At 65.1% G+C, this 13,002-nt stretch carries 12 protein-coding genes; all 12 read right to left on the minus strand.

Annotated elements, in window-relative coordinates:
• Positions 1-20: 20 nt before the first annotated feature.
• The 12 genes from HUO13_RS28440 to HUO13_RS28495 all read right to left on the minus strand — a co-directional run bounded on the left by HUO13_RS28440 (position 21) and on the right by HUO13_RS28495 (position 12,754).
• Positions 21-1,595 carry an AMP-binding protein gene (locus tag HUO13_RS28440; protein WP_211903219.1) on the minus strand — a complete coding sequence of 525 codons (1,575 nt, stop codon included), beginning with the start codon at positions 1,593-1,595 and terminating at the stop codon, positions 21-23.
• A 29-nt stretch (positions 1,596-1,624) separates the two neighbouring features.
• On the minus strand, positions 1,625-2,977 hold the full coding sequence (locus HUO13_RS28445) for a protoporphyrinogen/coproporphyrinogen oxidase (protein WP_211898063.1): 1,353 nt from the start codon (positions 2,975-2,977) through the stop codon (positions 1,625-1,627).
• Positions 2,974-3,942: a UbiA family prenyltransferase gene (locus tag HUO13_RS28450; RefSeq protein WP_211898064.1), complete on the minus strand. Its 969-nt coding sequence runs from the start codon at positions 3,940-3,942 to the stop codon at positions 2,974-2,976. The genes HUO13_RS28445 and HUO13_RS28450 overlap by 4 nt, the downstream gene beginning before the upstream one ends.
• Positions 3,943-3,958: 16 nt before the next feature.
• Positions 3,959-4,609: a class I SAM-dependent methyltransferase gene (locus HUO13_RS28455; protein ID WP_249124139.1), complete on the minus strand. Its 651-nt coding sequence runs from the start codon at positions 4,607-4,609 to the stop codon at positions 3,959-3,961.
• 81 nt (positions 4,610-4,690) lie between these two features.
• Positions 4,691-5,218: an EF-hand domain-containing protein gene (locus HUO13_RS28460; RefSeq protein WP_211898065.1), complete on the minus strand. Its 528-nt coding sequence runs from the start codon at positions 5,216-5,218 to the stop codon at positions 4,691-4,693.
• Positions 5,219-5,395: 177 nt separating this feature from the next.
• On the minus strand, positions 5,396-5,701 hold the full coding sequence (locus HUO13_RS28465; RefSeq protein ID WP_249124140.1) for a hypothetical protein: 306 nt from the start codon (positions 5,699-5,701) through the stop codon (positions 5,396-5,398).
• 139 nt (positions 5,702-5,840) lie between these two features.
• Positions 5,841-6,287 (minus strand): carboxymuconolactone decarboxylase family protein, encoded by a 447-nt coding sequence (locus HUO13_RS28470; protein WP_211898066.1) that lies wholly within the window; start codon positions 6,285-6,287, stop codon positions 5,841-5,843.
• Between the two features lie 3 nt (positions 6,288-6,290).
• The gene (locus HUO13_RS28475) at positions 6,291-7,880 is read right to left on the minus strand and encodes a class I adenylate-forming enzyme family protein (protein WP_349253341.1); all 1,590 of its coding nucleotides are present in this window, start codon (positions 7,878-7,880) and stop codon (positions 6,291-6,293) included.
• 50 nt (positions 7,881-7,930) lie between these two features.
• The gene (locus HUO13_RS28480) at positions 7,931-9,631 is read right to left on the minus strand and encodes a CoA transferase (RefSeq protein WP_211898067.1); all 1,701 of its coding nucleotides are present in this window, start codon (positions 9,629-9,631) and stop codon (positions 7,931-7,933) included.
• Positions 9,628-10,338, minus strand: coding sequence for a methyltransferase domain-containing protein (locus HUO13_RS28485; RefSeq protein ID WP_349253342.1), 711 nt, complete (start codon positions 10,336-10,338; stop codon positions 9,628-9,630). Before HUO13_RS28485 ends, HUO13_RS28480 begins: the two co-directional genes overlap by 4 nt.
• A 92-nt stretch (positions 10,339-10,430) precedes the next feature.
• On the minus strand, positions 10,431-11,567 hold the full coding sequence (locus HUO13_RS28490; RefSeq protein WP_211898069.1) for a DegT/DnrJ/EryC1/StrS family aminotransferase: 1,137 nt from the start codon (positions 11,565-11,567) through the stop codon (positions 10,431-10,433).
• Positions 11,567-12,754: a DegT/DnrJ/EryC1/StrS family aminotransferase gene (locus HUO13_RS28495; protein ID WP_211898070.1), complete on the minus strand. Its 1,188-nt coding sequence runs from the start codon at positions 12,752-12,754 to the stop codon at positions 11,567-11,569. Before HUO13_RS28495 ends, HUO13_RS28490 begins: the two co-directional genes overlap by 1 nt.
• Positions 12,755-13,002: the final 248 nt, after the last annotated feature.

Raw genomic sequence — 13,002 nt, forward strand, 5'->3', positions numbered from 1 at the left:
ACCCGCGCAGCAACGCCCTGTCAGGTCCACCTTCCGGTGCCGTGGGTTTCAGCCGTCGCCGTGATCTCCTGCAGCAGGGCGAGGCGGCGGACCTTGCCGCTACCGGTGCGTGGGATTTGATCCCAAGTCAGAGCGATCGGCGCTTGGAGGGTCGGAATGTCGTGGGTTGCGCGCAACCAGCTCGCTTTGTCGAGCTCGCCGTCGACGGTAGCGACGACCGGCAGCGGCGCCTTGCCGGGTTGTCCGAGAATCACGCACTCCAGCGCCTGCGGCAGACGCTCTTCCAAGAGGTCTTCGACACGCAGACAACTCATCTCAGGTACGGTGTCGACTTCGCGGTCGAGCAACTCCACGCTGCCATCCCACTTGCGTACCCCGAGATCACCGGTGATCCACCAGTCGCCCCAGTGCTTGGCCTGCCACCGGTCTGTCTCCCCGACGTAGTCCAAGCAGCGGGCTGCGGTCTTGGTCAGCACGAGCCCGGGCCGACCGCGCGGTACCGGCTCGAAGCTGTCGGGATCGACCACGCGCAACCGGGTCTTGACCGGGACCGCGTAGCCGACGTTGCGGCTCGTGCTGCCGCCGTGTCTCGGATCGACCGAGGCCCGGGTGTGGAAGCGGAAAGTCAGTGGCCCGGTCTCGGACTGACCCCATCCCTGCATCCACAATGGGCGCTTACGACGACTCGCGGTCAGATACGATCTGATCGTGGGCGGGTGTATGGCGTCGTAGGTACTCACGAACAATCGCGTCCGTCGGAACGGGTTGTCCAGCCTCTCAGCCAACGGTGCGAACCGCACGTACGTCGCCGGAAGGGCCTCCATGACCGTTGGCGGATGTGCACGCAGCACCGGATCTGCCCTGTCTGCGTCCTGCTTCGAGATGATGACGATTTCCCGCGGTGCCAGGCAGAACGCGCTCGCGGTCCAGCAGAAGGTGCGGCCGTGCGGGTACGCACTCGCGTTGCCGAGCGTGTCGTCACCACGCATTCCGATCACCGGATAGCGCACCGTTTCGAACCTCGCCAGCTGACCGATGATCGTGTTCCGCGAGTGCACGACCAGTTTGGGCGTCCCAGTTGTGCCGGAAGTGTGCATGATCGCGAGCGGTTCGTCGTCATGGCGGCGGCGCGGGCCGGGTGCGTCGTGCCCGCGCACATCATCCAGCGACAGCGCGCCGGGCATCGCAGCATCGAGTACCAGTGTCGCACTTGCCAGCGAGGCAAGGTCGACGCCTGCTGCTCGGCCGCGTTCGAGCACAGCTGATGTGGTGACCAGCAATTTGGGTTCAAGGCGCTTGAGCAGGACCTCGACGATGTCGCTGGACAAGCGGTCAGAAAGCTTCGCCGGGACAGCGCCAATCCGCACCGCTGCACAGGACAACAAGTCGTAGTCCCAGTGGTTCTCCTTGACGATCGCCACCCGGTCGCAGTTACCAGCACCGGCGGCCGCGAGCCATCCGGCCAGCTCTCGCACCAGCTCCGCTAGGTCCGCGACTGCGAACTTGCGGCGGTCGTCGCCGAGATCGAACGGGCGGTCCAGGTGAACTGTGGTGGGGCTGCCGTGTTCGGCGACTTCATCGAACAGGACGCCCATATCATCCGGTTTCACAATGTCTCCAAAGCCTAAATGAGCGCGGATCGGCGACGGTCTCGGTCTCTTCCGAGCCGGCTCAGCGCTCGAGACGCCGCGAGCGCTCCCGCGCGAACGGCGCCTTCGCTTGACGGCCGCAGTGTCAACCAGTCACCCGCGTAGTCGACCGGCGCACAGTCGCGTGCCATGAAAGCGGAGCGCAACCGCAACGCCTCCGGGGTCGCTTCGGGCAACCCATATCGGAACCGGTGTACGAAATTTGCCGCATTGGCCGATTCCAGGCCCGGCACGTAGCGGGCTGCCGCGGATGTCAGCCGCTCGATCACCTCGTGTTCCGGAACATCCAGCAACTCCGGGACACTTCGGGCGTTGGCCATCAGGGTCAGAAGTCCCTTGCCCGCCGGTGCGCGTCCCGGGTGCTTGGCGTGGTCGATGATGATCCCGGACAGAACCGGTTCCTCGACTTCCGGGGTGAGCAGCACGTACAGCGGCCGGTGGGACTCCGGTGCCACCGGCCTGTCTAGCAGGCAGCTGACCTTCAGCGTCGGGGTGAACGTGCACGCCGACAAGAACGGACGCTCATGGTCGGGTGCGTTGGCGTGCAGCTTCGCGGCGATCGGCGCCGGCACGCACAGCAGGACCGAACGGGCCGTCACGGTGTCGCCACCGACCTGCAAGCGTGCCGAGTCCCGCTCCGCAGCGACTTGGTCCACGCGCACGCCGGTGGCGATGTCCAGGCCATCGGCCAGTCGGCGCGCAAGCGTGTCCATCCCATCGCGATAGGTTCGCCAGCTGCCGGCCTGGCCAACGGCCAGCAGTAGACTCAGCATCGGCGCCGCCGCCGAGCGCGCCGTGTCCCAACCGAAGAAGCAGCCTGCAACCGGTTGGAACAGGTAGTCGTGCAGCTCGTCGTGGTAGCGTGCGGTGAACTCGCGGACGGTTGCGGCGTCCAGCGGTGTGGACTCCGGAAAGTCGCAGTCGTATTCCCGCTTCCGGTGCGATGCGCCACCGAGCACCCGCGCCAGATCGAGGCGCGCTCGCAACGAGAGCCCCGCACCGGTGACCATCCCAGTCCAGTCGGCGACGCCATGGTGTGTGCGTCCGTTCCGCCACATACCGATGGCGCTGCCGATCTTCGGAATTTCGTCGAGCGACACCCCAAGGCGGGCCAGAAGCTCCCAGGTCGCGCGGTAGCCTTGCGGGGACAGCTGCTCCGCCCCCTCATCCAGCACGAAACCTTCGTGCCGGAAACTGTGCATCCGGCCGCCGACTTCCGGCTGCGCCTCGAATACCCGTACATCCAACCCTGCCCGGTGCAACTCGTGCGCCGCGGTCAGGCCCGAAATGCCCGCGCCGACGACAGCGACATCGAGATCAGTGCTCATGCCGGACCTCCCGCGCTGACGAGTAGGTTCGCCGCGATCAGCAGGCCGACACTGACCCGGTGAACTACGAAGCCCAATTTGCGGGCTCGCATGATGTCGCCGACTCGGAAACCGAGGTAGTACTGCCGCGCGCGCAGTGCCGTCGCCGGCAGCATCAGCAGAACGAACCACCACGGCGCCGTTCCGACCGCCGAAGCCACCGCACCGATGGTGAACTCGGCGAACGAGAGTACACCGATGAAAATCGTGTTGCCTCGTTCCGAGACGAGAGCGGCCACGGTCGGCCGGTTCACCAAGCGGTCACCCTCGACGTCGTTGCTGTTGGAGTAGACCCCGAACATGAGCGGGCCGAAGCCGAACAATACGCCCTGGGCCAGCAGGAACCAGGAGAACTGCCCGGACACAAGCCCATAGGGGGCGATCACCAGAGAGAGGCCGAGCCAGACGAGAAAGATCTCCTGGAGCCCGCGGTAGCTCAGTTTGAGCCCGTAAGAATACTGCAACGCCAGGACGTAGAGCACGCCGATCGCCGCGATGGTCCATACCGGACTCGCCGGTGCGATGGCGATCGTACCCGCCCAGACGGAAGCCCCGAGCAGGGCCGTGATCCAGCCGAAGCGCTCCGCTTCGGCAGGCGTAAGCGTGCCGGCGACGAGCGGCTTCCGCAGCTTCTTGCGGAGTGGATTGTCCGGCCCGTAGTTCTTGATGTCGCTGCCATCACGGAATCCGGTGAGGTCGTCGAACGCGACCAGAGCGACGGTCACCAGGACCTCGCCTACGAGGAAGCCGAGCAGCGTCAAGGCGGTGCGTGCATTGAACGCACCCAACGGCACGAGGACCGCGGAGGCGACCACGAGAATACTGAGGTAGTAGTCGTAGACATCGAGCTTGGCCAACCGCGCGTAACTACGCAGCTTGCTTTCCGGCCGGACGTATCCCGTCGAGCGGCTCGTTTCGGTGGTCATGGATCAGAACCTCGTCTCAGCAGGGAAACCGGATTAGTGCCGCCGTGGAACGGTCCCCGCCGTAATACAGCGCGCTCTCCTCCACTCGTTGTGCACCCGGCATCAGTGCGAGGTAGTCGTCCACCGACCGCAGCCGGGACCACTTGCTGACCTGGATCGCGGCCTGCGCGTACTCCACGAGCACGAAGTAGCGACTGGAGCGCGCGATCGATCGGCAGATCTCGGCAAGCGCCACCTCGTCGAGGACGTGCATCAGCACCCACACCGACACCGCGACATCAAACTTCCGGCCATGCCAGGGCAAGTCTTCGGCACGCCCCAACTCGAACTCCACATTTGACAGATTTGCGCAGGATACCTTTGCTTCGTTCAGCATTCCGGGAGTCATGTCCAGCGCCACAACGCGATCCGCCTGTGCCGCCAGAGTCGGTGTCAGGCGGCCGATCCCGCACCCGATCTCCAGTGCGGCGGACAGTGGGCGGGCGAGCTCGCGCGCCGCGGTCCGCAGTTTCCCCGCCACGACCCGCCGGGTCTGCTCCGTCGTGTCGGCGTTGTACTCCGCCGGCTGGGAAGCCCGCATCACTCGGGCCAGGCCAGCACGCCGGGCCCGCTGCCGCCACTCCTCCGCTACGTCACCTGCGGTGACAACAGAAGCGTTGCTACACATGCATTCTCCTCAGATCGGATGTCCACGCGGCCGATGACCAGAACAGCACCGGCCGCGTGGGATCAGCATCCGTGGCGAAGCTCAGCCCAACAGCTCGACGTCGGACCGGCCGAAGTGGTATTCGCGGACGGCTGCCAGGAGCTCGTCAGTGGACAGCTCACCATTACCGTTCTTGTCGACCTTCTGGAACGCCTCCGCGGCCTGGCTCCGGTCCATCCCCAGGGCAGTGAGCCAAGTGGCGAACTCCGCTCCGTTGATCTTCCCATCGTCGTTCTTGTCGCACAGCGCAATGATGCCCTGCACCAGTGGCTTCAGCGTGCGGTTGAATTCCGCCTCGCCCTTTTCGAAGATGAGGTTTCCCGTGACCTCCATGAACTGCGCCTCGGTGACCGATCCATCGCTCCCGGCCTCCTGGGCAACGTAGTCGAACAGCCCGATCAAGGCATTCTTGATCGGCTGCACGTCCGCCGAGTCCTCGCTCTTACCAAAGGCTTGAGCGATCTGGGCTGCCTCCTGCTCGAAGTCCGCCCGCTCCAAACGGCCGCTGCCGTCGTGATCCCACTTGGCAAAACGCTTCTGCAGCCGCTCGTTGGCTACGGTGGCGGTCATTTCTCAATCACTCCATTTCGTTATCACATGGGAACAGCGGCGCGCGAAGTGCGCGTCGCCTCACACAAACGTTCGCCGAACGTCCGTGTAAGATCAGATGACTTTTTGGTTGAGCCGGCGGAGTACCGCAGTCGACTGCCGGGGCACCGAACACACGGCACGCACCGGCGCCGCGTTTCAGACGGAGAAGCTCCCACTGCCCGGAGCGACGTGGGAACCATGTCCCGGCTCTACGGTCATGCTCGGCCCCAGGCAGAGCGGATCCCCGTAGATGCGCACCGGCTCGTTGGTCTGGTTGTTCAAGACATGCGCTGCGGGCGGCAGCTTGTAGCAGCCGTCCGGGTTCTCGTACGTGGTGAGCGGCTGCGCTTCGGTCTCGAAAACGGTCACCTGTTCGGTGGCCGCCGAGGCGGGAACGGCTGCAGCTACCATTACGGGTAGAGCACCGAAGAAACCGAGCAGCACCATACCTGTCCGAGACATCTGGATTCCTTTCTTGCTTTCGTTTCGCTACCAATAGCACGCGAACGACGCCGGCCGTGGTTCCGCGCCGGCTGCCAGCACCTATACACGAACAAGTCGAGGTGGTGATCGAAAACTGCGCAAACTTGTAAGCCAGCACCTAGGACACAGAGACTGTCGCGATCGACAGCCGGTTGTAGGAATTAATCAGCGCCACAGTCCATAGCAGACTTGCCAACTGAGGGTTATCGAAGTGCTTTTCCGCCGGACAGTAGTCCTCGTCGGGCACCTTTCGTTCGTTGAGCAACGTCACGGACTCGGTCAAGCGCAACGCCGCCTGCTCTCCTTCGGTGAACAGGCTCGAGTCCGGCCAGTTCAGCAGCTCCTGCAAACGATGTTCGGACTCCCCCGCCTCCCGCGCGGAACGCGTGTGCATCTCCACGCAGAACTGGCACCCGTTGAGCTGCGAGGCGCGGATGCGGACGAGCTCGAGTAGCTTCGCATCCACACCGGATGCCCGCGCGCGTTCCTCGGCGGCTCTGCTGAGCTTGTTCAGGGCCTCGAAGTTGTCCGGCGATTCCTGGATGAGATTGAGTCGCTGGCTCATGGTTCAGCTCCCCACCGGTTCAGGATCCCGGGTAGCAATGTGCTCGACGGCGATCGAGGTAGTGGTACGGCGGCATACCTTCCCGGTTGGAGCCAACGGGAGTTCCGGCAACCGCACCAGGAACTCCGGTAGTTTCCGACGTTCGAGTCCGCGTTCTTGCTCGAGGAAAGCGGTGATCTCGGAGAGAGACAGCTCTGGAGTTCCTGCGGCTTGACTGATGCACGCGCACATTCGTTCACCGAGATCGTCATCCGGCACCGGTACGCACGCCACGTCGACGACCACCGGATGTGCGCTGATCTCACGCTCGACCTCGGCCGGGCTGATCTTGTAGCCGCCCCGCGAGATGACCTGTTCGAGCCTGCCCAGGACGTGCAACCGCCCGTGCTCGTCGAACAAACCCCGGTCTCCACTGCGTACCCAACCATCTGGGGTGCGATAACGGGCGTCGAGCTCGGGGGCTGCGACGTAGCACAGCGGGCTCATCGGGCCCCGAGCCCAGATTTCGCCGGTCTCACCCTGCGGAGCAGGCTGACCCTGACGGTCCACGATGCGGATCGATGCAACTGATTGATCGGGAGTTCCGGTACCTGCTCCACGACCTGTTCCCGTTCTCGCGGTGTGGCAGTTCACTCCGTCCGATGATCCGTAAATAGTGATGACCTGACAGCCGAACCGCCGACGGCATTGCTGCGCGGTGACATCAGAGAGCGGAGCAGCACTCGACACGACCGCCCGCAGGCTTGTGGTGTCTTCGTCCGGTGTACTGGGATGTTCCGACAGCCGGCGCAACATCGTCGGCACACCGAACAGATGCGTCGGACGGTACTGGGCGACCATCCGCAAGGCTTGCGCCGAATCGAACCGCTCAGCCAGCACGAGCGTCCAGCCCAAAGCGGCAATGGCGACGAAGGTCGCGCACGAACCGTAGGACGAGGCCATCGACATGAGGATGAGACCGCGCACCGGTCCATCCCCGTCGTGCAGGGCCCGCACATAGTTCGCTCGGCCCCCGGCCATGGCGTTGTGCGAGTAGGCGATCATCTTCGGGTCCGCCGAAGTACCAGACGTGACCAGGATCCGGACGGGTGCCTCCGGATCTACTGGCCGTGGGGACCATTCGCTCGATGGACGGACGTCGTCCAGCGAGCGTGATCCGTCTTCGCCTGCACCGAAGGTGAATACCGAGCGAGTATGTGCCAGCTCGCTGGCGACGTCCGCGTCCTGTGCAGCGCCGAAGATGCCGGCGCTGGCACGTGAGCGGCCGAGCAGACTGATTGTATCCCGGCTACCGCGGCCCGCCGGGTACGGAAGCGCCACCGCGCCGATCGCGGCGACCGCGAGTTCCGCTACGGCCATCCGCCACCCGTTGGGCATGCGGATCCCGATGATGTCCCGCGCGCCGAGCCCGGCATCGGTCAGCGCCGCGGCGATCCGGCGTACCTCACGGTCCAGCGTTGCGTAGTCGAGTGTCCGTTCCGCATCGATCACCGCGTCGCGGTCCGGATGTGCGCGAACATGCTCGGTGAACAGCGTGTAGACGTCCTTGTCCGGGCAGTTGCCTTGGCGCACAAACTGGCTCCGCAGCTCCACTGGCACACAGTCTCGTATCTCGGTGCCCGTCTGGGACATCCAGGGCTCGGTCACTTGAACTCCCAAGGTGTCGAGGGGAATACGTGCTTGTCGTGTACCAGAGCGATGCCAAATCTTGGGTCAGCGGCCAGGTCCCGTAGGTCGGTGCACACCTGTGTCGCTACCACGTCTGCTTCCGCCAACAGAGAGATCAATGTCGCAGTCGATTGCTCTCGCACCCTGGCAACGATCTCGGCGGTGCCGCCGTCAGACCTGAGCCCCAGTGGCCCCGCAACGCAGCTGGGAGCTACTCCGCGCGGCAGCACGAGGAATCCGTCGCCGGTCGCCAACGGCCGATCGAGCTCTGTCCACAACGGACGCCGGCGCGACCGCGGCACGACTCCGGCCGCTGAGTACAACGAAGAGTCCACCCTGGATCCCGTATTGGTGCGAACCCGTCTGAGCAACGAGGCCAGCACTCCCTGCGCACACACCAGCCCTCCGAGGATGTCGGTGAGTGTCATCAGCGACGGTGCACTCGGCTCGTCCTCAGGGTACACAGCGGCGCCCAGACCGCTGTGCGCCTGAACCAGGAAATCGGTGCCCACCGGCTTGTCGGGCCAGGGCAGCGGCTCCCAGCCCGATGCCCACGCATAGGTCAGTCCCGGGCTCGTGCGGGCGAGATCGGCCGCGTCCAGACCAAGCTGCTCGGCCTTGCCCGGCGCCCAGTTGTGCACGAACACGTCTGCCGCAGCGACGAGCTCGTGAACTGCGCGTCGGCCAGCATCGGTCTTGAAGTCCAACTCGACCAACCGTTTGCCCTCGTTCAGGGCCCGGAAGCGCGCGGAGCAATCGCCGGCCATCGGTGGGATTCCGCGCATCGGATCACCACCCGGCGGCTCGATGCGAATGACCTCGGCCCCCAGCATCTGCAGAACGTGTCCCGCTACCGGGCCCTGGACACGCCGGGTCGACTCCACCACGACGATCCCCTCGAGTGGTTTCGCAAGGGATGCCGACGGAGGGATCTCCCCCGTCCCCGGGAGCATGCGCAGGCTGCAGGCGTCAACGTCGACCGGATGCGCGGGATCGTCCCGCAACGGCACCGCGTGGATACCGGCGGACGCTGCTGCGGCCGTCACGACCTCATAGTCCACGGCCGCCAACGTCTTGTGCAGTTCCAACGGCAGACTCGCCGATGCCGTGGCGAAACGTTGCTGGAAGGGCCACCAGCCCTCGGCTATCGCTGAGGGTTCGGCGCCTAGCTCGCGCCAGAACAGCTGCCAGCCCTCGGCATGTAGCGTTTCCAACTCAAACCGGGTTCCGTCCCGCGACCGAAACGGTGGACGGCCACCCGCTTCCCAACTCTCCACCCATTCGTCATCGCTGGTCGCTACCGCGAGGTACTGCTGCACCGCCAACAACGCGGCCTGCGCGACGGACGTGCGAACCGAGCTCAGTCGGGTGCCCCTAGCACATGCGATCGAACCCGCCAGAACACCCTGCGCCGCGAGTACTCCGGCCACAGTGGAGGCGTAGTCCACCCCGAGCCGAGCCGGACGACCTGCGGCCCGTCCGTGCACATGCATGAGCCCGCATGCCGCCTGCACCGCAGACTCGTCCGGCAGCGGAATTCCAACCGGGCCGGACCAGTCGATATCCGCCTCGACCTGCGCTGCCGCGCAGTCCGCCGGTAAGGCGGTCAGCTGCGCCTGCGCCACCCGGGCGGCGACCTCAGGGACCGCCTTGGGCACCGAAGCCGTCGTCGTCACGACTGCCGTTCCTTTCGCCCCTGCACCGAGTACATGACACTGGAAGAGGCCCGAAACGACGGGTCGCGCATCACCGCGCGTACCTCCGCCAACTCCTCATCGGTCATCCCGACCGAGACCAGCCCATCCCGCAATTGATACGTGTGATTGACCTGCAGCTGCAGATCGGCTGACCGTGCATGTCGCAACTGGACGTACGGCCGCGGGTCGATGTCCACCAGGCCTGCCACGCGCATCGCTGAGGCGACACGCCTCCCCCACTCAGGATCGCCGCCACGCGCACGCATCAACGTGGTTTTTGCGGTCAGGAACTTCTGGTAAACCTGCGCGGACCGTTCATCAGCCGTCAGCAGCGGCGGTTCATAGGCGGTATCGAGTTCCTCGATCTGCAACCAGCCGCCCGGCTTCAAAGCCCGTACGAGTGCTGCCATGATCGAATCACGTTCAGCGAGCTGTTGGAGAACCAGTCTTGCCGCGATCAGATCGAACCGGTTCTCGGGTAACGGTTCGACCCTGACGTCGTGCACGGCTGTTGTCAGGTTGGGATGATCACCGATGCGGCCTCGCTCCACATCGGTGGCCACAACGGTTCCGGTGGGCGCGACGCGGTCGGCGAGCCATCTCGCGATGGAGCCGTTGCCGGCCCCCAGCTCCAAGCAGTGCCAGCCGTCGGAAACGCCAGTGGCTGCGAGCCGTTCAGTGGTCATCGGGTCATGGGCAGCGGACAAGCACCGGTACTGCTCGTCTCGGTGGTTACCATCGCTGAACACGTAGCCGTGCATATCGGATGGGACAGTCGTCACCGCAGAGCACCGTCCTCTCGGGCGAAATCGCAGACCGCATCGGCGATTCGAGCGACCTCGGAGTCACTGAGGTGCGGGTAGATCGGCAATGCCAGGATCCGCCGGCTCGCGTATTCGGCGTTCGGCCACCGCCCACCTGCGGGAGCGTGCGGCGCGAATCCAGCCTGCAGCGGCAGTGGCTGCGGGTAGTAGACGTGCGAGCCGATGCCCCGCGACGCCAGGTGATCGCGCAACTCATCGCGTTTCTCGACTTGTAAGCAGTAGACGTAGTAGCAACGTCCCTCCCTCCCTGGCGGTGGAGGCACGATGGCGCGACCGTTGAGCCGGGAGAAGCGTTCGGTGTAGTAGTCGGCGATGGCGGCGCGACGTTCCAGGCGCGCCGGGAATCCCGCGAACCGGTAGGTCTGAAACGCCGCCTGGATCTCGTCGAACCGACTGTTCGTCCCGACGATGTCGTAGACGAACCGCCGCCGGTTCTGCCCGTGGTTGCGCAGCATCCGCACCGTGCGCCCCAGCTCCGGATCGCCAGTGACGACCGCACCGCCCTCGCCGGGCATGCCGAAGGACTTCACCTGCACGAACGAAAAGACACCCGCATTCCCCCAGAGCCCGGCGGGCGTACCGCGAAGCACCGCCCCCTGCGCGACCGCGGAATCCTCGAGAAGCCGCAACTTGTGCTGTGCCGCCAGCTCCACCAAGCGCGGCATATCCGCCATGATCGAGAACATGTGTGCTGGCATGATCGCCTTGGCCCGGTCGGTGATCCGTCGCTCGACGTCGTCGGGATCGACGACCATGGTGTGCGGGTCGATATCGGCGAAGACAGGCTTCGCACCAACCTCGAGCACCGACGATGCCAGTGGCGCGCAACCGAAGGCCGGCACGACGACCTCGTCTCCGGACCCGATTCCCATCGCGCGCAACACGAGGCCGAGCGCGGCTGTGCCACTCCCGCACGCCACTACATCGGCTGCGCCGAGCGAATCCCGCAGCAGCTCCTCGAAATCGGCGGTGCGTGTACCAAGGATGAACTTCTGTTCGCGCGCGGTGCCGATCTCCTGCAGCAACTCGAGCATGACCTTGCGGTCGTCGGCGAACAGGTCCGGAGGGAAGAACGGGATTTCCGCACGCATCAGCCGTACCTCCGGAAGCAGAATTCGCGAACAACGGAGCAGACCCGGTCGACTTGCCCGTCTTCGAGATCGGGGTACAGCGGTAAGGCCACGGCCCGCTCGCTTGCGGCTTCCGCGGTCGGGAAGTCACCCCGGCGGTGCCCGTGCCCGGCAAAGCAGGGTTGCAGGTGCAGTGGCATCGGGTAGTACGTTTCAGTGCCGATCCCGCACCGAGCCAAGTGGTCGACCAGCTCGTCGCGATGTTCGACCTCGATCAGGTACACGTAAAAGACCGCCGCCGAACCCGGTCCCCGGTCGACCACCTCCGGACACCGGAGCGCACCGGGTACCCCGCTGAGACGTTCCCCGTAGGCTTCGGCCAGTCTCGCTCGGCGGGCGATGTCGGTATCCAGGCACGTCATCTTGGCCAGTAGCACGGCTGCCTGGATGTCGTCCATCTTGCTGTTGGTGCCCACCAGTCCGGTTTCGGTGGAAATGCCCGGAAAGTTGTCGAGGGTCCGGCCGAATCGGCCGTGGTGTCGTAGCCCGGCGACCAGCTCGGCGACCTGGGGATCGTTTGTGAGCACCGCACCGGCGTCGCCTAGAGCGCCCAAAGTCTTGCTGGGGAAGAAAGACAGCACGCCACCGGCACCGTGCAGCCCCGCGTGGATCCCGGCTTGCCGCATCCCGATTCCCTCGGCGCTGTCCTCCAGCAGGGTCAGCCCGCGGCGGTCGGCGACTTCGCGCAACGCGGACATATCGGCCATCTGGCAGAACAGGTGCGCCGGCATCACGAAGCGGGTACGCGGCCCCGCGACCCGGTCAACCTCGGCCGCATCGAGCGCGTAGGTGACCGGATCGATGTCGGCGAACACCGGTCGCCCGCCGGCGAGCACGACCGATGTCGCGGTGGAGACGAACGAATACGCCGGTACCACGACTTCGTCACCGGGACGTAACCCGGCCGCGCGCAGCAGCAGAATCAGTGCATCGGTGCCGCTGTTGACCCCTACCGCGAAACGCGCACCGGTGTAGTCGGCGAGCCGGCGCTCCAGTTCACCGACCTGGCGCCCGTGGGAGAACTTCCCGTTGTCGAAGACCTCCTCCACACGGGCGCTGATGGACGACCAAAGCCGATCGAACGTTCGGGCTTGCGAGAAGAACGGAACAGGAACATCGGCGGGAGCTGTTACATCAGGCGAGGTCATGAGCTCATCATTCGAGCCGACGGAATCCGCCCCGCGGGCCAAGACGACCACACTCCTGTGAGGACAATCGATCGGGTTGGTGATCAACAAGCTAGCGGACACGCAATCCGTAACGAAAGCCGTCAGTCGCCACGGTGGAAGTTTTCACTCGATGGGGTGAGACGCGAACCTCCTTCCTTCAGGACGGCTTCCATTCGACTTCTGAGGACCAGTACCTTCGCTCCGACCGGAGTGCCGTCACGCCGCGA

The organism is Saccharopolyspora erythraea, assembly GCF_018141105.1.
In the GTDB taxonomy this organism is placed as follows: Bacteria; Actinomycetota; Actinomycetes; order Mycobacteriales; family Pseudonocardiaceae; genus Saccharopolyspora_D; species Saccharopolyspora_D erythraea_A.

Excerpts from the sequence above, each read along its gene's own strand:
- HUO13_RS28440 (WP_211903219.1), bottom strand. The coding sequence starts at position 1,595 with ATGGGCGTCCTGTTCGATGAAGTCGCCGAACACGGCAGCCCCACCACA.
- HUO13_RS28445 (WP_211898063.1), bottom strand. The coding sequence starts at position 2,977 with ATGAGCACTGATCTCGATGTCGCTGTCGTCGGCGCGGGCATTTCGGGC.
- HUO13_RS28450 (WP_211898064.1), bottom strand. The coding sequence starts at position 3,942 with ATGACCACCGAAACGAGCCGCTCGACGGGATACGTCCGGCCGGAAAGC.
- HUO13_RS28455 (WP_249124139.1), bottom strand. The coding sequence starts at position 4,609 with ATGTGTAGCAACGCTTCTGTTGTCACCGCAGGTGACGTAGCGGAGGAG.
- HUO13_RS28460 (WP_211898065.1), bottom strand. The coding sequence starts at position 5,218 with ATGACCGCCACCGTAGCCAACGAGCGGCTGCAGAAGCGTTTTGCCAAG.
- HUO13_RS28465 (WP_249124140.1), bottom strand. The coding sequence starts at position 5,701 with ATGTCTCGGACAGGTATGGTGCTGCTCGGTTTCTTCGGTGCTCTACCC.
- HUO13_RS28470 (WP_211898066.1), bottom strand. The coding sequence starts at position 6,287 with ATGAGCCAGCGACTCAATCTCATCCAGGAATCGCCGGACAACTTCGAG.
- HUO13_RS28485 (WP_349253342.1), bottom strand. The coding sequence starts at position 10,338 with ATGACCACTGAACGGCTCGCAGCCACTGGCGTTTCCGACGGCTGGCAC.
- HUO13_RS28490 (WP_211898069.1), bottom strand. The coding sequence starts at position 11,567 with ATGCGTGCGGAAATCCCGTTCTTCCCTCCGGACCTGTTCGCCGACGAC.
- HUO13_RS28495 (WP_211898070.1), bottom strand. The coding sequence starts at position 12,754 with ATGACCTCGCCTGATGTAACAGCTCCCGCCGATGTTCCTGTTCCGTTC.